Annotated in this window: 19 protein-coding genes and 1 other annotated feature; of the genes, 10 read left to right on the top strand and 9 right to left on the bottom strand. The window is 50.3% G+C overall.

Translation table 11 applies throughout. The features are described 5' to 3' along the window. Nucleotides 1-89: 89 nt before the first annotated feature. Entirely contained in the window at nucleotides 90-1223 is a 1134-nt protein-coding gene (ald, locus tag AC506A_RS17420; protein WP_495462435.1) for an alanine dehydrogenase, read from the bottom strand. A gap of 189 nt (nucleotides 1224-1412) precedes the next feature. Between ald and AC506A_RS17415 the strand changes: the two genes are divergently transcribed. After that, nucleotides 1413-3059: a PucR family transcriptional regulator gene (locus tag AC506A_RS17415; protein WP_495462275.1), complete on the top strand. Its 1647-nt coding sequence runs from the start codon at nucleotides 1413-1415 to the stop codon at nucleotides 3057-3059. Nucleotides 3060-3063: 4 nt separating this feature from the next. Beyond that, nucleotides 3064-4332: an MFS transporter gene (locus tag AC506A_RS17410; protein WP_495462274.1), complete on the top strand. Its 1269-nt coding sequence runs from the start codon at nucleotides 3064-3066 to the stop codon at nucleotides 4330-4332. Nucleotides 4333-4389: 57 nt separating this feature from the next. Here the strand turns inward: AC506A_RS17410 and AC506A_RS17405 are convergent, their stop codons facing one another. From AC506A_RS17405 to AC506A_RS17390, 4 genes are all read right to left on the bottom strand, one after another. Beyond that, a complete protein-coding gene (locus tag AC506A_RS17405) occupies nucleotides 4390-4788 on the bottom strand; it encodes a LytTR family transcriptional regulator DNA-binding domain-containing protein (RefSeq protein WP_091223266.1) in 399 nt (132 codons plus the stop codon). Between the two features lies 1 nt (nucleotide 4789). Further along, the gene (locus AC506A_RS17400; RefSeq protein ID WP_256256516.1) at nucleotides 4790-4921 is read right to left on the bottom strand and encodes a hypothetical protein; all 132 of its coding nucleotides are present in this window, start codon (nucleotides 4919-4921) and stop codon (nucleotides 4790-4792) included. Nucleotides 4922-4955: 34 nt separating this feature from the next. Next, nucleotides 4956-5618, bottom strand: a complete 663-nt coding sequence (locus AC506A_RS17395; RefSeq protein ID WP_495462273.1) for a hypothetical protein — start codon at nucleotides 5616-5618, stop codon at nucleotides 4956-4958. A gap of 259 nt (nucleotides 5619-5877) precedes the next feature. Further along, nucleotides 5878-6303, bottom strand: a complete 426-nt coding sequence (locus AC506A_RS17390; RefSeq protein WP_495462434.1) for a VOC family protein — start codon at nucleotides 6301-6303, stop codon at nucleotides 5878-5880. A 218-nt stretch (nucleotides 6304-6521) separates the two neighbouring features. Here AC506A_RS17390 and AC506A_RS17385 point away from each other — a divergent pair, with 218 nt between their 5' ends. The 4 genes from AC506A_RS17385 to AC506A_RS17370 all read left to right on the top strand — a co-directional run bounded on the left by AC506A_RS17385 (nucleotide 6522) and on the right by AC506A_RS17370 (nucleotide 10865). Then, a complete protein-coding gene (locus AC506A_RS17385; protein ID WP_495462272.1) occupies nucleotides 6522-8336 on the top strand; it encodes a diguanylate cyclase in 1815 nt (604 codons plus the stop codon). Between the two features lie 127 nt (nucleotides 8337-8463). Then, entirely contained in the window at nucleotides 8464-9423 is a 960-nt protein-coding gene (locus AC506A_RS17380) for a helix-turn-helix transcriptional regulator (protein ID WP_495462271.1), read from the top strand. Nucleotides 9424-9453: 30 nt separating this feature from the next. Then, nucleotides 9454-10338, top strand: a complete 885-nt coding sequence (locus AC506A_RS17375) for a hypothetical protein (protein WP_495462270.1) — start codon at nucleotides 9454-9456, stop codon at nucleotides 10336-10338. A gap of 167 nt (nucleotides 10339-10505) precedes the next feature. Further along, nucleotides 10506-10865, top strand: a complete 360-nt coding sequence (locus tag AC506A_RS17370; RefSeq protein ID WP_495462269.1) for a DoxX family protein — start codon at nucleotides 10506-10508, stop codon at nucleotides 10863-10865. A 62-nt stretch (nucleotides 10866-10927) separates the two neighbouring features. On the opposite strand, the gene AC506A_RS17365 is transcribed toward AC506A_RS17370, so the two are convergent. Together AC506A_RS17365 and AC506A_RS17360 are read right to left on the bottom strand one after the other, a co-directional pair. Further along, the gene (locus AC506A_RS17365; protein ID WP_495462268.1) at nucleotides 10928-11353 is read right to left on the bottom strand and encodes a cupin domain-containing protein; all 426 of its coding nucleotides are present in this window, start codon (nucleotides 11351-11353) and stop codon (nucleotides 10928-10930) included. A gap of 166 nt (nucleotides 11354-11519) precedes the next feature. Then, on the bottom strand, nucleotides 11520-12158 hold the full coding sequence (locus AC506A_RS17360) for a pyridoxamine 5'-phosphate oxidase family protein (protein ID WP_495462267.1): 639 nt from the start codon (nucleotides 12156-12158) through the stop codon (nucleotides 11520-11522). Between the two features lie 114 nt (nucleotides 12159-12272). On the opposite strand from AC506A_RS17360, the gene AC506A_RS17355 reads away from it, so the two are divergent. Together AC506A_RS17355 and AC506A_RS17350 are read left to right on the top strand one after the other, a co-directional pair. Beyond that, nucleotides 12273-12815 carry a 5' nucleotidase, NT5C type gene (locus AC506A_RS17355; protein WP_495462266.1) on the top strand — a complete coding sequence of 181 codons (543 nt, stop codon included), beginning with the start codon at nucleotides 12273-12275 and terminating at the stop codon, nucleotides 12813-12815. 32 nt (nucleotides 12816-12847) lie between these two features. Further along, the gene (locus tag AC506A_RS17350; protein ID WP_495462265.1) at nucleotides 12848-13465 is read left to right on the top strand and encodes a LysE/ArgO family amino acid transporter; all 618 of its coding nucleotides are present in this window, start codon (nucleotides 12848-12850) and stop codon (nucleotides 13463-13465) included. A gap of 348 nt (nucleotides 13466-13813) precedes the next feature. Here AC506A_RS17350 and metG read toward each other — a convergent pair whose 3' ends face one another. After that, complete coding sequence (metG, locus tag AC506A_RS17345; RefSeq protein ID WP_495462264.1) at nucleotides 13814-15460, bottom strand: methionine--tRNA ligase; 1647 nt, start codon at nucleotides 15458-15460, stop codon at nucleotides 13814-13816. A 43-nt stretch (nucleotides 15461-15503) separates the two neighbouring features. Further along, nucleotides 15504-15765 (bottom strand) — a binding site (T-box leader). A 300-nt stretch (nucleotides 15766-16065) separates the two neighbouring features. Between metG and mraY the strand changes: the two genes are divergently transcribed. Then, on the top strand, nucleotides 16066-17019 hold the full coding sequence (gene mraY, locus AC506A_RS17340) for a phospho-N-acetylmuramoyl-pentapeptide-transferase (RefSeq protein ID WP_495462263.1): 954 nt from the start codon (nucleotides 16066-16068) through the stop codon (nucleotides 17017-17019). A 518-nt stretch (nucleotides 17020-17537) separates the two neighbouring features. Here the strand turns inward: mraY and AC506A_RS17335 are convergent. Next, nucleotides 17538-18467, bottom strand: coding sequence for an ArsR/SmtB family transcription factor (locus AC506A_RS17335; protein ID WP_495462262.1), 930 nt, complete (start codon nucleotides 18465-18467; stop codon nucleotides 17538-17540). A gap of 160 nt (nucleotides 18468-18627) precedes the next feature. On the opposite strand from AC506A_RS17335, the gene AC506A_RS17330 reads away from it, so the two are divergent. Continuing rightward, entirely contained in the window at nucleotides 18628-21387 is a 2760-nt protein-coding gene (locus AC506A_RS17330) for a glycoside hydrolase family 2 protein (protein ID WP_495462261.1), read from the top strand. Nucleotides 21388-21582: the final 195 nt, after the last annotated feature.

Raw genomic sequence — 21582 nt, 5'->3', positions numbered from 1 at the left:
GCATATAGATACACCAAGCCCCCTTGAGAAATTCTCAAGGGGGCTTGGCATGGGGTTTAAAAAAATATGAAAGGGTTCTGAGCTTAATTCTATATATGAACGGTATGCAGCTCCAGCACCTGTGCCAGAGGAGTATATGCATAACCAAGATCATCGGCTACGGCTTTGTACGTGACTTTGCCATTGATGATATTCGTGCCGCTTTGCAGGGCAGGGCTGTCTTGAATCGCTTGATAGGCACCTTTGCGGGCAATTTGCAGCGCATACGGTATGGTTGCATTGGTCAAACCAACGGTGGACGTCTGTGGAACAGCGCCAGGCATGTTCGCTACGGCATAATGAATCACGCCATGCTTCACGTACGTTGGATTGTCATGTGTTGTAATATGATCAATCGTCTCAACGCTTCCGCCTTGGTCGATGGCCACATCGACGATTACGGCGCCTTGCTTCATCGTTTTCACCATATCTTCGGAAACGAGGACAGGTGCTTTCGCTCCCGGAATCAGTACGGCGCAGATAAGCAAATCTGCTTCGGCCACGCTCTGCGCAATGTTATAGCGGCTGGATACGAGCGTTTGTACTTGATTGCCAAACAGGTCATCGAGCTGTCGCAGGCGGTTTGCATTCAGATCAAGAATCGTGACTTCCGCGCCTAAGCCGATGGCGATCTTCGCTGCATTCGTACCGACAACGCCGCCTCCGATTACGGTGACTTTGCCTCTGGCTACACCGGGGATGCCGGAGAGCAGAATGCCGCGTCCGCCTTTGGAGCGCTCGAGCAGCTGACTGCCGATTTGTGCGGCCATCCGGCCGGCTACTTCGCTCATTGGCGTCAAGAGCGGAAGAGCTCCGCCATCTTTGACCGTTTCATAGGCGATTGCTGTCACCTTCGACTGAACTAGTGCCTCAGCTAAACTTGGTTCTGCGGAGAGATGAAGGTAAGTGAAGAGAATAAGATCTTCCCTAAAGAATGCGTATTCGCTTGGCAGCGGCTCTTTCACTTTTATAACCATATCCGCCTGTTGCCAAACAGCTGCGGCATCAGCTAAGATAATCGCGCCCGATTGCTGATATTCAGCATCGGTAAAGCCGCTCTCTTGTCCGGCATTGGTCTCCACATAGACGGTATGTCCGTCTTGCACGAATTCCTTCACGCCGGATGGTGTTACGCCTACACGGCATTCATTATTTTTAATTTCCTTCGGCACGCCAATGATCATCATTGATCTCTCCCTATTTCTGAATGCGAACCTCTGAAAGTCGTTTGTTTGCTGTTCTTAGTTGCATTATAAAATGGATTCCAAGCATAAACATCATACAGAATATAAAGTGAATTGACAGATTGTTAGACATTTATGTATATTGATCCTACTGGTTATAGACAAAATGTCTAACATAAGGGTGATAAAATGGACACAATGACGTTTGGGATAAAACAGCTGCTCGAAAGGCCGATTTTTCGCGCCGCGAGGCTGGTTGCAGGACGGGAAGGGATCCATCATCCTGTCGGCTGGGTGCATGTACTTGAAATCACGAATGTGGCTCCCTATGTGAGCCCGAACGATTTGATTCTGACGACGGGCCTGTGGTTGAAGCAGAACGAGCAGGAACGGTTTGCCTATATGAAGCAGCTGATCGACCAACAGGCTGCTGGACTTTGCATTGAGATGGGCACCACCGTCGATAACATTCCGAAGGAAATTGTGGAGCTGGCGGACCTGCATCATTTTCCACTCATCGTGTTCGAGCAGCCGGTGCGGTTTGTGGAGATTACGCAGGACATTCATGCCTTGATCATTAACAGGCAGCATCAGTTTCTGAAGGAGCTGGAGGTCTACTCGCGAAAGCTGCAGCGTCTAACCCTTGAAAGTACCGGAATCGCGCAAATTCTGAAAGCCTTCCACGAACAATCGGCCAGGCAGGTGCTGTATTTCTCTTCGCTCGACCATAGTATCTTCTACCCGGCCTTAACCGCTAAAGTATCGGGGCCGATTTCAAGCTTCCTGCAGCGGCAGATGGATACCCGAGCACTATCTGCCAAAGATGTCTCGATACTGCCTATGAATACGCAGCAAATGCTTGTTGTGCAGCCTGTTATTTGCTTCGGCCAGACGTTCTCCTATGTGGGTGTGCTCTTGTACAACCGTGCCGAGATTACGGAGTCGCTCACGCTGCTGCTCGATTACACCACGAAGGCCGTTGCCGCAATCACGCTGCGCACCGAGTTTCTGGAAGAGAAGATGTCTCGGGACCATAACGAATTCATCCTGGATATTATGAACAACCGCATCGAGAACGAAGATCAGGCGCAATCCCGGATGGGGCTTCGTCAACTGAATAAAGGCGAGTATTTGTTTGCAAGCGGCATTATCGAAATTCAGCATACGGTTGACATTGAACCCATTACCATTGAGGCAGATAAGCAGGATATGCTCATCTTGGTGCGGCAGCTGCTGAAGAAGCATGGACTGTACAATTTGGTCATGATTCAGAACAATCGTATTTATATGCTCTGCGCCAAAGACGCGCTGCACAAGGAATCGCAGGATAACTTCCAAGCGACGCTTATGCGGCTTGCGGAGGAATTACGTGCATCTGCACATGAACCGAGAAAATCATTGAAGCTCCATGCCGGCTTCGGCAAGCTGCGCACGCAAATCGTGGAATCGTCCAGAAGCTTCGAAGAAGCGCAGCAGGTTATTGATGTTGCTCGCAATGTAGCGTCGCAGGAGGGATGCATCTTCTATGATCGTCTGGGTGTGTACCAGCTGTTGAAGGCCGTTCCGAAGCTATCCTTCCTCGCTTCGTATGTGGATGACCATTTGGGAGAGCTTATCGCTTACGATCGAGAGCATCATCTGCAGCTTATTGAAACGCTGGATGTTTATTTGGGCTGTATGGGCTCCAAGCAAGAGACGGCGGCGAAGCTTCACATCCACCGTCAGACACTCTATAATCGGTTAGAAAAGCTCAGCCTACTGCTGGGAGAAGACTTCCTGGAAGCGGATAAAAGGCGTTGTCTGGAGATGGCGCTAGTTGCCTATAAGCTGAAGTAAGGGGATGCGGGGAATGAGATCATCTAGGTTGTACTACGGCTGGGTCGTTGTCGGCATCGTATTTCTGACGCTGCTCGTTTCAGCCGCGATTAATTCCGTGCCAAGCGTTCTCATGCTGCCGCTTGAGAAAGAATTTGGCTGGGATCGCAGCGCGGTATCCGGCGCCGTATCGATTCGTATCCTGCTGTATGGTTTAATGGGGCCTTTCGCAGCAGCCTTCATGGCGAGGTATGGCGTACGCAAGATTATGGTAATCTCGATGCTGCTGCTCATCGTCAGCTTATCGCTAACCCCGATCATGACGTCGATCTGGCAAATGACCTTGCTGTGGGGCGTCATGGTCGGCATTGGAACCGGATCTCTAGCCAATGTGCTCGGCGTTACGATAGCCGGTCGTTGGTTTGTTACGCATAAAGGGCTTGTGATCGGCATGCTCACCGCGAGCGCGGCTACCGGTCAGCTTCTCTTCCTGCCGCTGCTGGCTAAACTGACAGAGGATATCGGATGGCGAACCGCCGTGTATACGGTTGTAGGTGTACTGGTGCTGCTGACACCGATCGTCGGGATCTGGATGCGAAACCATCCTTACGATGTCGGCGTATCCGCACTCGGTACAACCGAAGTGGTGAAGCCAGTACCGTTTACAGGAAATTTGTTCTTCACGCCGATTCAAACGTTGTTAACGGCTGCACGCAGCGGGACATTCTGGCTGCTCGCCGGGACATTCTTCTTCTGCGGCTTCTCCACGAACGGACTCATCGGGACGCATCTAATACCGGCTTGCGGCGATTATGGCATTCCCATTGTAACCGCGGCAGGGCTTCTGTCGCTGATGGGACTGTTTGATCTTGTCGGTACGACGTTATCGGGCTGGTTATCTGATCGTTTCGACAGCCGGTGGCTGCTGTTCTGGTATTACGGTCTGCGCGGATTATCCCTTATCTTCCTGCCTTATGCGCTTGGTACTGGCTATATGCAGCTCACCGTCTTCGCCGTCTTCTACGGTCTCGACTGGATCGCGACCGTTCCGCCGACAGCGAAACTGGCCTCGGATACCTTCGGCAAAGAGAAGGCCGGTATGATCTTCGGCTGGGTCGTCGTGGCTCACCAAGCCGGTGCGTCGCTTGCAGCCTATGAAGCAGGACTGCTGCGGGTTTGGCTCGGCAGCTATACGGTGCCATTCGTGATGTCCGGCTTTCTCTGCTTGCTGGCATCGCTTATGGCGCTGCGTATTCGCCGTGCTGGAGCTGCTGCCATTCACATGGCTTCCTAACCTAACAAAGAAGCCTTCTTCCCGGTTAAAGGAAGAAGGCTTTTTTATTGTTTCAAGCTATGTTGTCGATAATCCGCCGGTCAGATCATTTCGGATCGCAGGTGATTCTGCAGCGTTGCAGAGCCGTTCTACTTCCTTCAGATGTGCGCCGGAAACAGGTGCGCTTGGTGAATCGCTATTTACTGGTTTCTTAACGAAGTATAATCGTTGTTGTATTTCATCAAAAAACTCCACTTGATCCATCTGAACGACGTAACAACGATCGACTTTCTTAAAACCCTCGCCTACTAAGAAGCGCTCATGTTCTTCGAACGTAGAAATTTGACTGTAAAGACCTTCTCTTGTTTGATAGTATACCTCTCCGCGGTAGCTGCGCATAAGAAGAACGTCCTCAAGATCAATAAAAACGATATCGAACTCTTTTTTATTGTATCTTTTTACGACTGGAATCTTCATATTACACGCCCTTTTTTCTTAATTCATTTGGAATGCGCGGGTTGTGGAGCAGGAAATAAGATCCTGTCAGTACAAACAAGGATGAAACGCCGATAATGGCTGCCGCCAACATTTGGTAGGCTCTTTTTTGCATCGCTATCACCTCCTTATCAGAGTAATAACGAGACCTATTTAGCGTCTTCTTTGTCTTTTCTTATGGAGTAATGCAGAAATAGGGGGATCGTTAGAAGAAAAATGACACTTGCGACAATCGCATAGTCTTTATAGTTTCCTCGCAGGATGAGTCCGGCGCCGGCAGCTATAACGAGACTGGATACGACAACAACGAGCAGTATTGCATTGGTTCCCGTTATGGTCACGTTCGCGCGATGCGAGGCTGGTACATAATCGTAACCCCAATGTTTAATATAAATGGTTCTGCTGATGGCGAAAACAATCGCTGCCGACAACAATTGTACCGAGGCGGATAGTATAGGCGTGCCTGCCACAACTTCCAGCGGTGTGCCGGATAGGGAAAGTACGAGAAGCGTCAGCCCTTGGATAGCAAATCCGACAATGAATGCCGCGGCGTTCATAATAAGAGAATAATAGATTGGAACCCGGAACAAAACCCATAAGACAATGACTAGCATCCCGAGTTGTATATAGGAAGATATATCTCCAATTTCAGGAATAAGGCGAGTGAAGTAAGAAACCTGACTCATCATGAGCGAGATAATCAAAGTAATATTCAGCCGTTCTGTCACGGGAAAGCGGAATAAGGTGAACATTAAAACGAAAACTGAAAAGTATTCTACTGATGAACCCAAGATGAAGTATAAATAATTCATAGTACCGCTCTTCCCTCCTAAGGTAGTATTATAAGGCCATCTAGCTTCATTTTACCATGACTCCGGGAATAGATTTGACATTTTTCTTTGGATTTACGACATTTGGACTAGTTGATTCCATTATATCAGAAGCAAAATGCATATAAACGAAATAAATCCGACAAAATGAGACATTACTTCCCCTGCTTTGTAAGCAAAAGAGACACGGCCCGCAGCAAGTGCGAAGCCGTGTCTCTTCTTAGACATGGAAGTGTACAGTCTATTGATGCATGTTCGTGTAAAGCTGCCAAGTAACGCCGAATTTGTCCGTAATCACCGCGTAGCCGGGGCTGAAATGCGTTTCAATTAAAGGCACGCTGACTTGACCGCCTTGCTCGAGCGCGGCAAAGACTTGCTTGGATGTATCTACATCGTCCGTGCACAGGCAGATTGTAACTTGGTTGCCGATCTGATGAGGCGTACCCGGGAATGCGTCGGAGAACATAAGGTCTGTCTGGCCGACTTTAATTGTCGCATGTCCGATCAGGCTCTTAGCTTCCTCAGGCAGCGGCATCTCCGGATTCTGCGGCATCTCGCCAAAGGTTTGCATGATGACTACTTCTGCATGTAAAGCTCCTTGATAAAATGCGATCGCTTCCGTCGCATTGCCGTTCATGACTAGATAAGGGACCAACATGGTAATCATCATAAATCGCTCCTTTGTGATTGGGGTGGCCATATCAGTATGGCCGAATATGGTTATCATACAATACCGAACATATGTTTGCAATATTTGATTGTCGGCCGAATAAAATGGATTCGATTTCCTGGGAATTATTTATGAAATGTAAATTAGTGGTTAAAACTATGATAAGATAAAGTACATGCGATTCAGGCATAAATCAGCGGATAAGGAAGAATGAGATGGCACCGAGACGCGCTATACATAAGTGCTGGTTTAGTATGGTCTTGCTTATTTGTACATTATTCGGCTTCTCCTCATTCGCAGAAGGCCAAGGCTTGTCGGCGCCGAGTAGGCATAACCCCATTCAGGTACTGGACAAGAGTTGGTCGTTTTATTGGAACCGTTTCCTAACACCGGACGAAGTCCGCCATGCGGCGCCTGATTGGACGGTGAACCTCCCGTCGATGTGGAATAGTTACAGGATCGATGATCGGAAGCTTGGCCGTGTCGGATATGCGACCTATGCCAAGACCATTCGCATAGAAGAACAGACAGGCAGCTGGGCATTAGAGATTCCACCCATCTACAGCGCTTACCGAGTATGGATTAATGGTGAAGCATATGGGGGTGTCGGTGTTCCGGGGACGTCCGCGCAAGCATCGACAGCCGGTAAAGCCGTGAAGCTTGTCTACTTCCATAAAGCGGCGGCGGATATTCAAATCGTGCTGCACGTTTCTAACTATGATAATAATCAAGGCGGCATCTCGCAGCCGCTCCGTGTTGGTGAAGCCACGGCGGTTACAGGAAAGGATCAATTGAAGCTGGCCATCGAGATGTTTGTGGCCGGTGCGCTGTTTATTATGGCCATGTACCACTTCGGATTATATGTCCGACGGTTGAAAGAACGATCGACGCTATATTTCGGGCTCGTCTGTCTGTTTGTAGCGATACGGAGTCTGTTCGGCGGCCGAATTATTATGGCCAGGCTGCTGCCTTCCATGAGCTGGGAGACCATGCTTACCATGGAGTATTGCTTGGTTTATCTGACGATGCTCGCCTTTGCGTTGTTCATCAGCCGATTGTACCCTGCTGAATTCATGAAGCCAGCCATTCCGATTATTGCTTGCTGCTGCAGCGTATTCTTCATCTTGACCATAGGCACATCCGCCTTTTACTTTACATCGCTGCTGCCCTATATTGTGCTGTTTCTGCTCGTGTACGTCCTTTACATGAATGTGGTGTTCTTCTTGGCGATCATTCGCGGAAGGGAAGGCTCGCGCATCGTTTTTATCTGTCAATTCTTGATGGTAGTAGCCGTTATCGTGGATATCTTCGCTCAATATGATTGGCTGCCGAATAATAATTTGTCTCCGCTCGGCATCTTTTGTTTTGTTTTCGCGCAATCGTTCATCTTATCCGGGCGGTTCTCTAAGGCGTTTGCATCCAGCGAGAAGCTGCTTAGCAATTTCAGAATGCTCAATTTTACCCTGGAACAGAAAGTGCGTGAGCGAACACTCGAACTGGAGCAGGCGAACCGTGAGCTGGAACAGCTGACGCTGCTTGATGGAATGACGGGAATTGCGAATCGGCGCCAGTTCGATGACGTCTCGAAGAAGCTGTGGTTGCGTGCTGAAGGGGCTTCTGTGAGTGTGATGTTGATTGATCTGGATCACTTTAAGCAATATAACGACGCTTATGGACATTTGGCCGGAGATGAATGTTTGAAGCAAGTCGCGATTGCGCTTCAAGAGAAGGCGAAGGTTCATGGCGGGATGGCGGCGAGGTTTGGCGGAGAGGAGTTTGCCGTCATCGTGCAAGCAGACAGCGATGCTGCGATAACCATTGCCTATGAGCTGAGAGAGACGATTCGGAAGCTGCAAATTCCACATGCAGCGTCAAAGACAGCCTCCTATGTGACGGTCAGCTGCGGCTGCGCAACAGGAAATGCAGAGCAGTATAGATCGCTGCAGGCGCTGATTCAGTTGGCGGACAATGCCCTATATTCGGCGAAGAACCATGGGCGAGATTGCGTGCAGTTTGCGGCGACGGAGTAAGTTCGACGATCACGATCAAGGGATGACTTCTGAGTGGATCAGGGTCATCTTTTTTTGTGAAGGCTGTTCCGTTAGGTGACAGTCTTGATGTCACCAATAGGGTGATATAATGAGGTTGAAATGAGGGATGACAGTGAGGCGGATGGACCGACTAATGGCGATCCTGATCGCACTTCAGCAGGAGCCGGCAACAGCCAAACGGTTGGCTGACAAATTCGAAGTGACGAAACGGACGATTTTGCGGGATATGCAGTCACTCTCCGAGATGGGGATTCCCTTGTATGCGGTATCGGGTCCATCAGGAGGCTTTCGGTTGATGGAAAGCTTTCGGCTGCCACCGCTGCAGCTGGATGCCGGCGAAGCCTTGTCCGTCCTCTTCGCGCTGCGCAGCTTGACGAGGATGGCCGATACGCCGTTTCAGCGGGCTAGATGGACGGTGATGGATAAGCTGAAGGCTATTATGCCGAAGCAGACCTTGGCGCACATCGAATCCATGCTTGATGTTGTGGAGGTTGAAGTGCCGCAGCGCAGCGTCAAATCCCCGTATTTGACCGACTTATTGGCACATACTGCCGATTCGAGATGGCTTCGCGTGCACTACCGTTCGGAGAAGCAAACCCGCTGGCTCGAGCTGCGGCCTCGAAAAATGTACGCTGCACATGGGTACTGGTACTGCGAGGCGTATTCGATATCACATGGAGAGCAGCGGACGTTTCGGGTGGATCGTTTCGAAGCGATGGAGCTCATGGATGTGCCGGGCGAAGAGGCAGATCGATTGGCTCGGGAAGTAGAGAGTTCGAACGGCAGCGATGAGGTTTCTACCCGCATTATCGCTCAATTCACGTATCGTGGAGCGTTATTAGCGGAACAAGACTTCCATATTGGTGACCATGTGAGACAAGTCACGGATGAGAGATGGGAGCTGGATTTCATGTGTCCGTCCTCGGAATGGCAGTGGGCGGTCAAGTTTTTCTATACGCTCGGCATGGATGCTGAAGTGAAGGAACCCCGGCATTTGCGTGAGGAACTGTTTCAGATGGCAAGACAAGTATGCGAGAGATACAGCCAAGGGATAACAGTGGAGTAGGAATTCATATATCAGAGGAGGTTGTTCAGGATGGGAAGCAAAGAAATTCTCGAACGGGCAAAATCATATCTATATACAAACGGCAGGTTAATTGATCGGAGACGGTTTGAATATTTCTTCGAGGGTGGTACGGAAGAAGCGGTCTTCAGTGCGCTTCGCGCTTATCAGAATGAGGACGGCGGTTTCGGACATGCGCTGGAAGCGGACATTCGCTGTCCGGACAGCCAGCCTGTGCCTACTGAAGTGGCATTAATGATACTGGATGAGATGGGATACGGGGATCCGGGGCTGCTTGACGGAATTATTCGCTACGTGCAGAGCATTACGTTACCAGATGGTGGCGTTCCATTCGTATTTCGCAGCGCGATGGCTTATCCGCATATGCCTTGGTGGGCGGCAGAGCGGGATGATGTCGCTTCGATGAATCCAACCGGCCAACTGATCGGCATGTTATGCAAACAGCAAGTTCGGACGGACATTTGGAAGGAAGATTGGTTTCAGCGAAACACCGCTTATCTATGGCGCGCGTTCGAGCAGGAGAAACCGCATGGTTTTCACGATGGCATTCAGTGGATTACGTTTCTGCAGCATACGCCCGAGCAAGAGAAGGCTGCTCCCTATAAAGTTTTGATCGATGAATGGCTGCAGCAGCCAGGGGTCATTGAGCGGGATCCGGAAGCGATAGGTTATGTACAGAAGGTGCTGGACTGGGCTCCGCAGCATGGCAGTTATGCAGGCAGACTGATTTCAGAGGGCGAGCTGGAAAGGCATTTGCACGCCTTGATCAATCAGCAGCAAGATGATGGAGGCTGGGGGATCAGCTGGGAGCCGTTAGGTCCCGGAGCCGAAGCCGAATGGCGCGGATATGTTACGGTAGAACGATTAAAGACGTTAAAATCTTATGGCATGTTGTAAAGTGGTTGCAGAAATCCGAGTGGGGTGAAGGAGCCCCTTCTCGGATTTTCCTGTATTTATCTATGGTTTCTTTTTGGAAACTAGGAAACTTTCATGTGCCTACTTCTGATGAAGTACCCTTTGTCGTATGATAAACCAATATAACAAACAAAGGGAGAGTTCAATTTATGAATATTGCATTATGGGTCGCTCAGATTATACTGGCACTTATGTTCTTAATGGCAGGAATGATGAAGACGTTCCAATACGAGAAGGTTAGAGCGACCATGCCTTGGGCAAAAGATTCCTCTCGGGGACTCGTTCTCCTCGTCGGCTTATCCGAGCTGCTCGCGGCAATCGGATTTATCGTACCAACTGCAACTGACATTCTGCCATGGCTGGCCGGTGTTGCTGGGATTGGGATTGCGGTCATTATGGTGCTGGCAATTGGGGTTCATGCTAGAAGAAGCGAGAACCAGGCGATCGTGATGAACGTCGTCATTCTGGCGATTGCCGTATTTATCGCGATTGGACGACTAGGTTCATAACAAGCATACATCGAAAGGCCGCCTATCTCCGGAGAAGGAGACGGGCGGCCTTTTTGCGCCATCTAATCGAGAAGTTCGGCTTTGTATTGGGAGAACAAGGCTTGCATTGTTTCCGGATCTCGCTGCTCCATCGCGTGAATCGCATCAATTAATGATTGAATGCGCTTGTTCATAACAAGCAAATAACGTGCAGGCTCTGGCGCGGGGTTCCAGTACGTATGCTTCACGCCTCGCGGGGCAATGACGGCACTACCAGCGGCAGCCTCAACAATGGAGTCGCCGACTTGGATCGCAAGTTTGCCTTCAAGTACGTACCACGCTTCATCATCTTCATGATGAATATGCAGCGGGGCGATGCGCATCGGTTCCGTGTCCGGCGGACAGCCCTCAGCGGTCCATTCGGCAATTACCATATCAGCGCCGAAGGGAGAGAGGGTTTGCCCTAACAAAGGAAAGGCATTAATAGTGGTGTTCGTTGATTGGGACATGATGACGGTGACCTCCAGTTCATCGTTTACTATAATAGTTATTCACAAAGTTATCCCCAGTGTCAACAGCCTTCAACAGCAATACGTGTATAAGTATTAGCGACGTATAAACATATCCACAATTGAAGTTATCCACATCGGGATACAGTATCGAAACCGCTTCCTTCTAATAAAGCCGCTGTGAATAGCCTTCCGCTAGCCGACGTGCAATAGCCTCTGAATCCGAGCCGGGGAGCTTCGCGTGATCCGCTATAATTTGCGGCGCAGATGGGAGCGATTCCTTATCCGACCACGACTCGGGGTCCCATAAGCCCGATCGTATAAAGGCTTTGGCGCAATGTATGAAACATTCTTCTACTTCTACAGCAATGCCAAGCAGTGGTTTGCGACCGTTATACGCCATCTGCTCTAGCAGCTGGTCATCTTTTATAATAGTCGCTTTCCCATTAATACGAAGAGTTTCTCCAAGTCCCGGAATCATAAAGAGAAGACCAATCTGTGGATTCGATAAAATATTCCGCAGCGAGTCGATACGCTTATTACCCGGTCTCTCCGGAATTACTAAGCGCTGCTCGTTCTGGACCAGCACGAATCCGGGATAATCTCCGCGCGGCGAAACATCGCAGCTGCCGGAGCTGTCAGCAGTCGAGATGACTACGAATGGCGAGCGGCTTATGTAGTTGTAGCAATGTTCGTCGAGATGAGTAATCGTCTTCCGACTTACTAATTCGCTAGGGAAACCGATAAGTGCGCGCAGTTCCTCCTCCGTTTCGATGATGTCGTTATAAGCTTCATTTGCTTTCAAAATAGGTTCACACCCCTTGTATTTGAACGATATAATGAGTTAACATACATGCCTGACTAGAATAAATAGGCACCACCTCGAAGGAGTTGAGCCCGTCTGCACATTGCCATAGATTTGGATAATACCGTTCTGGATGCGACGGCGGCGCATGTAACCTATTATAATATGGCATCCGGAATGGCGCTAACTGCCGCGGATATTCAAGATTTCTATATCTATCGATCCTATGGCTGGAATCGTGAGGAACGAGATATCATCTATGCGAAGTATGGCCACGATATTCATTGGCATTCGGCGCCGTATCCGAACGCAGCCGATAGCTTGCAGCAATTATCCCTACATCATGAGCTTTCTATCATTACGGCAAGGCCTTTGTTGTTCCGGGATGTTACAATAGATTGGTTGAACCATCATAAGTTCACCTACAACCACATCACATTCGTCGAAAATAAACTCGAAGCCTGCATAGCGGCTAAAGTGGACGTACTGATCGATGATGCGCCTCATTACGCAGAGGAGTTTGCTCTGATGCGCAAACCGATTATTTTGTATGATCAGCCTTATAATCGAGCCGTTACGAGTGAGTTCGTACTGCGTGCTGCCGATTGGGCAGAAGTAAATCAGCATATTACTCGTTTAGCCAATGGGCTGAGGTAAATATCAACTAGAATTGGAGAGAGAATAGAACCATGCTTGGTGCAATGATTCACGGATTTATTTTGGCATTGGGATTGATTTTGCCGCTAGGGGTACAGAATGTGTTTGTGTTTAATCAAGGTGCGGTTCAGACTCGGTTCCGTCAAGCGCTGCCTGTCGTCATAACGGCATCGATCTGCGATACGTTGCTGATCTTGCTAGCTGTACTCGGCGTATCGGTCCTTGTCCTGCAGTTCGTTTGGCTGAAGACCATCCTGTTTGTGGCAGGCATCTTATTCCTGCTCTATATGGGATGGCTGACTTGGAAAAGCAAGCCGGCAGCTAGAGAATCCTCTTCCTCGGAGGCCCTCGGGGCGAAGAAGCAGATTGCTTTTGCAGCGTCGGTGTCGCTCTTCAATCCGCATGCGATTCTGGACACGGTCGGCGTTATTGGGACAGGCTCCTTGCAATACAGCGGGGCCGAGAAGCTGCTCTTCACGGTAGCCTGCGTGGTTGTTTCATGGCTCTGGTTTACAAGTCTGGCTGCGGCCGGCCGGCTAACGGGCAGTCTGGACAAGTCAGGGCGGATTATGATTGCGCTGAACAAAGTTTCCGCTGTAGTCATGTGGGGAACAGCTGTATATTTGTTCGTTACGTTAGTAAGCAAGTAGAGGGCGTACATGTGGGGCAGGCCGAAGAAGGCCTGCTCTTTCCTTCAGGCTGTTGATTATTTGGAAGGGCGGAATGCTCTAACGAACCGTACGGCGCTTATTTGCCCATTATTGGCTTCGAAAACATGCTAACGAACCGTAGGGGCTCTATTTGACGGTTTTGGAGGAGTTAGGAGCTGATTATCTCCATATAACGCCTCTACGGTTCGTTAGAATCTCGAGGCCCTGAAATTCGGCCAAATAACGCCCCTACGGTTCGTTAGATTTTCGCAAAAAATGGCCGTCGAGACTTTATCGAAAGCCCGAGGGCAGGCCGAAGAGGGCCTGCCTTTTTTCAATTGCTCAATACTACTGCTGTCGGCTATTCAACAAATTGGTTTCTTCCTCTTCAATACGGCGAGTATCAATGCGCTCGAATAGCAGCGATAAGCTCTGAATTTGCTGATCAGTCGGAACGGTAACAAGTTTCCAAGTCGGTTGCTCAAGCGAGAGGAAGGTTCGAATACGCTCACAGGAGAAGGGGATGAACGGCTGCAGCAGATTAGCCAAATTCGCGATGATCCCTACACAGGTATGGAGCGTAGAGCCGCAATCATCCCGATTCTCTTTGATTTGCGCCCATGGCTTCTGCTCATCGAAAAATTTGTTGGCCCGGCGAATTTGCGCAAAGACGAGCTCCAGCGATTCTTTCAATCGTCCCTCTTCGATAAGAGCTCCTGAATCCAGATACAGCTCCGTAAGCGCCTGCTTCCATTCATCGCTAAGCTCGCCTGCGGGAACGCGTCCTTCAAACGATTTTGTGATAAATGCGAGCGTGCGGTTCACGAAATTACCGAATGCGCCAAGCAGCTCGCCATTATGACTGTGGATAAACTCCCGCCAAGAAAAATCCGTATCCCGTTTCTCAGGGCCATTGGCAATGAGAAAATAACGGATGGAGTCCGGCTGATATCGGCTCATGATGTCAGGCACCCAAACGGCCCAATTGCGGCTGGTTGAGAACTTCTTCCCCTCCAGCGTCATGTACTCGCAGGAAATAATACGATCCGGCACATGCAGTCCGCCTCCACCCAGAAGTACGGCAGGCCATATTAACGTATGGAAGGGGATATTGTCTTTGCCGTGCACATAATAAGCCGTTATGGCCCTTTCGCCATCTTTCCAGAAGGACTCCCAGCTCCCGCCGGTCTCTGCAGCCCACTGTTTACTTGCTGACAGATAACCGCTGACCGCTTCGATCCAGACATAGATTTTCTTACCTTCGAAGCCTTCTATCGGTACATCAACGCCCCAGTCCAGGTCTCTTGTTGCCGCTCGATCATGAAGGCCTTCTTCTAAGTAGCGCTTAGTTAATTGAACAGCGTTATCTCGCCAGCCATGAGACTTGCCAGCAGCATAAGCAGACAGCTCATCCTGAAAATGGGATAGCGCAAGATAGAAGTGTTCGGTGGCCCGTTCAGTGGGTGGGTTTCCGCATATTTTGCATGTCTTATCCGATAGATCCGCCGGGTCGAGCATGGTGGAACAAGCGTCACATTGATCACCTCTGGCGCGGCTCCCGCACACCGGGCATATTCCTTCCACATAACGGTCCGGCAGAAACCTTTTATCCGTCTCGCAGTAAGTCTGCTGAATGGTTTTCTTGTACAAGAATCCATTCTCGAGCAGCTTTAGGAAGATCTCCTGTACAACCTGATGATGGAATGGCTGATCCGTCCGCGTATAGAGGTCATAGGTGAAGCCAAACTGTGCGAAACAATCGGCAAATTCCTGATGATAGCGGTCCGCGATATCACGGGGAGAAACGCCTTCTTGAATCGCCTGAACCGCGACAGGAGTGCCGTGGCAATCGCTCCCTGAAACGTACAAAACTTGCTCTCCCTTGGAACGGTAATAGCGTGCCAGTACATCTCCGGGTAATAAGCTCGCCAATCGCCCCAAATGTAAGGAACCATTCGCATACGGCCAAGCGCCGCCAATAAAGATAGGTGCCATCCATATCGCCTCCATTTATAGAAAACAGAAAAAGCCCTCATCCCGAAGGGACGAGAGCTGTGCTCACGTGGTACCACCCAATTTTATAAATGCCTTGCGGCATTCACCTCTTCAGGTACGTCGCGGTTCGCGGTTATACCCTAGCACAGTAACGGGTGCAGGATCCGGCGCAGCCTACACCCATAGCGGGTTTCGGGGCACAGCTCAGAGACCATATTCTCGCGGTTATTCTTTACCCCTTTGCACCGGACGGGGCTCTCTGTTAAAGACATCAGCGCGATACTCTTTCTCTTCACAGCTTTTGTTTGAATATTCAGCTTATTCGAGATTATAATGCACAGCATTTTCCAAGTCAAGGACAATTATGAGCATAGAATATGCTGCTCTGAATCGAATGGTGTAAATTCGCTCTTGCAACATTTTTCCATAAGATGCTAGCATTTAGGATAGTAGACTTCCAAACCAAGTGGAGGGAAGCGAACAATGCAGCAGTATAGTCCATGACCACAACTATGTACTCCTCAATCCGTTGCACGTGATGGATGGCAGCAAGTGGACAAGTTCCCTGTTTCCAATGTTGTGATAAAGAAAGGAGAACCGAATTCATGGATATTTCCATACTGAGTGCGTCAGGGATTTCGTTCCTGCTCGTAACGCTGCTGACTCCACTCCTCATCTGGGGTTTGCGCGCGCTGAAGCTAACGCAGCCTATTCGTGCAGAGCTGCCGCCAGATCATCAAGCTAAACGCGGTACGCCGCTAATGTCGGGATTAATTTTGCTGATCGGCATTATGGTTTCGGTTTACGTTCATCCCCAGCCGATGGTGCTGTTTATAGGTACAACATTTGTATTATTCGGCATTGTGGGGTTCATGGATGACTTTCGAAAGGCAGCTTTTCAAGATCCATCGGGCATCTCCGGCAAAATGAAGCTTGTCCTTCAATTCACATTTGCGGGTGTATTGCTGCTTGTTTTGCTTCAGCAATTTAACTTAAGCACGGATATTGCAGTATTTCAAGGCTTCTCACTCAGCTTGCCTCCGTGGCTCTATCTGGTGATCATGCTTTTGTTCATTGTAGGCTCGGCTAATGCCATTAACTTTACCGATGGGCTGGACGGGCTATTGATCAACGTTGCGATCCCGACCTTTTTCTTCTTCTTTGTCATCTCCGAGAGGATCGAGGTGCAGACCTTCTCCTTAGTTATGGTAGGCTGTTTGCTGGGCTTGTTCATCTATAATATTTATCCGGCAAAAGCATTCATGGGCGACACGGGCTCACTTGCAATCGGCGGCTCGCTCACCTTCTTAGCCGTCATCGAAAAGGTAGAGATCCTGATTCCGATTCTGTTCATCATCTATTTGGCCGAGCAGCTGTCCGTGATCCTGCAGGTGTGGTATTACAAGAAGACGAAACTGCGAATCTTCCGCATGGCTCCGATTCATTATCATTTTAGCTTGAAATATGGGTGGAGCGAGAACAAAATCGTCATGATATTCGGGTTTGTGTCGTGGCTGGCAGCGTTTGTTTCGTGGTTGCTCTGGAAGTATGTCTTGTGAATATGTGAAAGGCTGCCTATGGGCAGGACTTGTCGTACCGGGGCAGCAGCCAGTCGGCCCAGCCCAGCAGGCAAGTGGCCCAGTGGCTCGGTGGCCGAGCCCAGCCAGCCGGTACCTGTCACAGTTACAGCGCGCTAACGAATCGTACAGGCCTTATTTAGATGAAAATCACCTCTTTTCAATTCTAACGAATCGTAGGAACGTTATTCTGCCCAAAAGGCTCGAAAAGGGGCCTCAAAACATGAAATAAGGCCTGTAGGGTTCGTTAGAATATCAAGATGAGCCCAATTGCTGAAATAAGGCCTCTGTGGTTTGTTAGAGTGAAAAGCCGGCGGCATATCGCTGATTTCAGAGTGAACTACCGATTCGTAGTCGGAGAGTCGCCAAGCAGGATCCCAGCTTACTTAGAGCCTCACAAAAAAAGGCCAGCCAGAAGAATCTGGCTGACCTAATCATACGAAAGGACTGTCCCAAAAGTCGCGGCTGCGCACGTTTGAGTCAGTCCTTCTTAGCGTCGTTTACTCCGCGTAGCGAATAAACGACAGCAGCAAATCTTGCCTGTGATCGCCGAAATCGGCGCCGAACAGGTTAAGGCCGCGGCAGTTGGCCGTGTCTTCGGACACTTCGAGCCTGACACGGATCGGCTTGTTATATTGCAGGCCGAGTGTATCAAGCGTAGTTTCCGACGACGCTTCGCCGTTCACGTGACTGCCGGCTGCGGTAACGCGCCATTCGGTCAGCATGCCGTATTCGGTGCCGCTCTTCCATTTATCCGGTGTCAATTTGCCTTTGCGGTCGCCGAGATCACCGGGGCTTGTCCATGTGCCGACAAGCTGATCGTTGATGAGAAGTGAAATATCGGAGGCCCAGTCCATCTGGAAGCCTGCTGCCTCGGAGCACAGCTCCGCGCTGAACCACAGCTCATTAATGACAACGCCCGGCGGCATGGGATTGGCAAAATAATATTCCACATAGCCGGCTCCAGCGAACCAGAGCAACGAAGCCTCCACTCGTTCCGGCAAGTAGAAGGCACGGGGATCATCGACGGAGCCGAGCTGCACGCAATCGCGGGTGACGATGCCGCATGTGGGCTGCACGGAGCAATGAGCGTACATGCCGATTGGCATGCGCAGCTCTTCCGTGCGAAGCAGGCCTTCACCAAGCTTTACGGGCAAGTCCAACTGAATAGAGCGGCAGGTGACGGAGCATATTTTCTCCCGATTCGCACCAAGCGTGGACGTGATCAGCTCGACGTTCTCCAGAATTTGCACGTTCACGGAAATAGTCGGCTGCGCGACGCCGAGCGCTTCGGCGAGCTGGCTGACGCTCATCGATTTCTCGCCCAGCGCTTCCAGAATGCGGACGCGGACGTCACCGGACAACGCTTTGGCTACATCGATAAGGCGGGTGGAGGGATAACGAATGGTATCTTGTTTGAGTTCACTCATAGCGGTTTCAACCCTTCATCGTTCAGATCTTTCATTACCACCAGTGTACTCTATTATCGAAGTATTGTAAAAACATAATATATATTGATTAAATCATATACCGGTGCTAAAATGAGGGCAATTCAAATCCACCACCACCCTGAAAGGTTGTGTTTCCCTAATGGCTGCTCAAGCTTTGAAATCTGCACAAACAGAAATGCCGCGTCCCGAATATCCGCGTCCGGATTGGCAGCGCCAAGATTGGCTGAATCTGAACGGCGTATGGGATTTCCGGCTTGATACTGAAGAGAATGTAAGCGATTACGCATCGCTTCAGCCTTCGAATTCATTTGATTCCGAAATTACGGTACCGTTCTCATGGTCAAGTCCATTGTCAGGTATCGGCCGCAATGATACCGGCACAGGCTGGTACAAGAAGACTGTATCATGGGCGCCGGCAGAGAGCGGATCGCTCATATTCGTGCGTTTCGGCGCTGTTGATTATCGCTCCGATGTATGGGTTAACGGCATTCATGTCGGCTCGCATGCCGGCGGTTATGGCAGCTTCGAGTTCGAGGTTAGCGCGCTGTGGAGAAACGATGCAGAGAACACGATCGTCGTGCGCGCAGAAGACTTCGACCGCAGCTCGCAAGCACGAGGCAAGCAGGGGTATGGAGAAATTCGTGGAATCTGGCAGCCGGTATGGCTGGAGGCAAGACCACAGTCGTATATCCAATCGGCCAAGTTCATAACCAAACTAGACGGCACGATTGAAGTGAATGCAGCGATTACTGCGCAGGAAGCGGGAGAAGCAACGCTGCAGTTCAGCTTCGCTGATCAGTCGGTGCAGCATACGGCAGTTGTTCAGCTCGAGGCAGGCAGCAACGCGGTTAGCACGTCGTTCATCGTAAGCGACCCGCAGCTGTGGAGCCCCGAGTCTCCTTATCTCTATGAAGGTGAGCTTACTCTCAGCAGCGGCACAGGCATAGGCGCCGATACAGTCTCAACCTATTTCGGTATTCGTGAAATCGGGACAGCATTGTTCGGCGACCGCTCCTACCGCTGGATCACGCTGAACGGAAAACCGGTCTACCTCAACGGCACACTGGATCAGTCCTTCCACAAAACCGGTTATTTTACCTATCCAAGCGACGAAGAGATGCATAATGAAATTTACTTGCTGAAACGCCTTGGCCTAAACATGGTCCGTATCCACATCAAACCGGAAGAGCCGCGCAAGCTGTACTGGGCCGATAAGCTGGGTATGCTTGTTATGGAAGATATGCCATGCTTCTGGGGCAACCCGGATGAGACGGCGCGTGCTTCTTATGAGAGCGAAGCCAGAGAGATTATTGATCGTGACTACAACCATCCATCGATCTTCTGCTGGGTCATGTTCAACGAAACTTGGGGCTTGAAGACCAACCCGCAAGGCGATGGGTTAACAGGAGAGCCGGGCCAGCAGAGCTGGTATTTGCCGGAAACGCAGGAATGGGTACGCGGGATTTACCGCTGGGCGAAGCAGACCGATCCGACGCGGGTTATCGAGGATAATTCCCCGTGCAACTTTGACCATGTCGAGTCGGATTTGAATTCGTGGCATTTCTATATTAACGGCTATGAGCAAGTACGCGAGCATGTAACGGAGATTGTAGAGAAGACCTATCCGGGTTCAGACTTTAACTATATCGGCGGCAACTTGCAAGGCGATGCTCCGCTTATCAACAGTGAGTGCGGCAATGTATGGGGCTTCACAAGCGGTGCGGGCGACAGCGATCTCGCATGGCACTATCGGTACATGCTCAACGAGTTCCGCCGCCATGACAAAATGTGCGGATTCGTCTTTACGGAATTCCGCGATGTAACGAATGAGTTTAACGGCTACTATCGCTTGGATGGAACGGACAAATATTTCGGTTACGAGGAGTTCGTACCGGGCATGTCGCTTTCCGATCTGCATTCGGCAGACTTTATCGTCATCGATGCGCCGCCGTGTCAGACGATTCAAGCGGGCACGCAGGTTGCTGTTCCGCTGCTGCGCTCCAGCTATTCGGACCAACACCACGGCCAGCAGCTGCAGCTGAGCTATGAGCTGTGGTATGACAACCTCGGTATCCGTACCGTTGCCGATCAAGGTGCCATCGCGCTTAACTGGGATGGCTTCGGCGTAACGGCAATTGATGCGCCGCTTACGGTTACGATGCCGAATCAGGATGCAGTTGCCGTACTTGCGGTCTCCCTGAAAGATGCCTCCGGTAACGTTGTAACACGCAACTTCATTACATTCGATGTGCGTAGCGGAAGCGAAAATGGCGTTTATGCTGCAGCGGGTCGTTTCGTCAATGTGCCGGTTACGGCATATACCGAGCACAGCTTCAACTATCAGTGGAATGCGATTCAAGGCTTTAAAACAAACGGCGGCGGAGAAGGCCAATTCGTTTATGACATTAATCTCCCAAGCAAAGCGGAGCAGACGGCGATCCACCATGTGGATATCCGCTTCGAAGCAAGCGCGAAACGATTGCTTGCCCGCAATGTGGAAGGTGCTACGGATCGCGCTCACACCATTAGCTTCATGCATGGAGCTGCCGCGGACGTGGAGCGCAACAGCAACACGTACTATATGACGGATGAGGAGCGGCACGAATCCCGTGTTCATGTTCTCATTGACGGGGAGCGTATCGGTTCGTTCCTGCTTCCGGATAACCCTGCAGATAGCAGAGGCGTTCTGTCCTGGCAGTATCAAGAGGTGTTTAACAAGCTGGATGAAGCGGGATCTTTCGGCTACCTATGCAGCGTTACCGTGCCGAGCCGCATCACGGCGAAGCTGGATCGCAGCCGCAGCTTCAAGCTGACGCTTGAGGCAGAGCAAGGCGGTATTGCCCTCTACGGACGAAATGCCGGCCGTTATCCGTTTGATGTTCTCCTTCAATTGAGGTAGTTAATGATTCATGGCATGAACAGCCGAACAAGTCGTCCCACTGCGGGACGGCTTGTTTTGTTATGAAAAGTAACAATCTTCTTACGTTTACCCAACAGGTTTCACCCCTCTCTTTATTGAACACTTGACTAGATCCATATATATTTAGGGGGAACTTGGCAGTCAGTCGATCAAGCGCTCGAAAATATGAAGTCG

Source organism: Paenibacillus sp. N22P23 (assembly GCF_059383735.1).
This window is presented reverse-complemented; position numbering and strand designations above follow the sequence as displayed.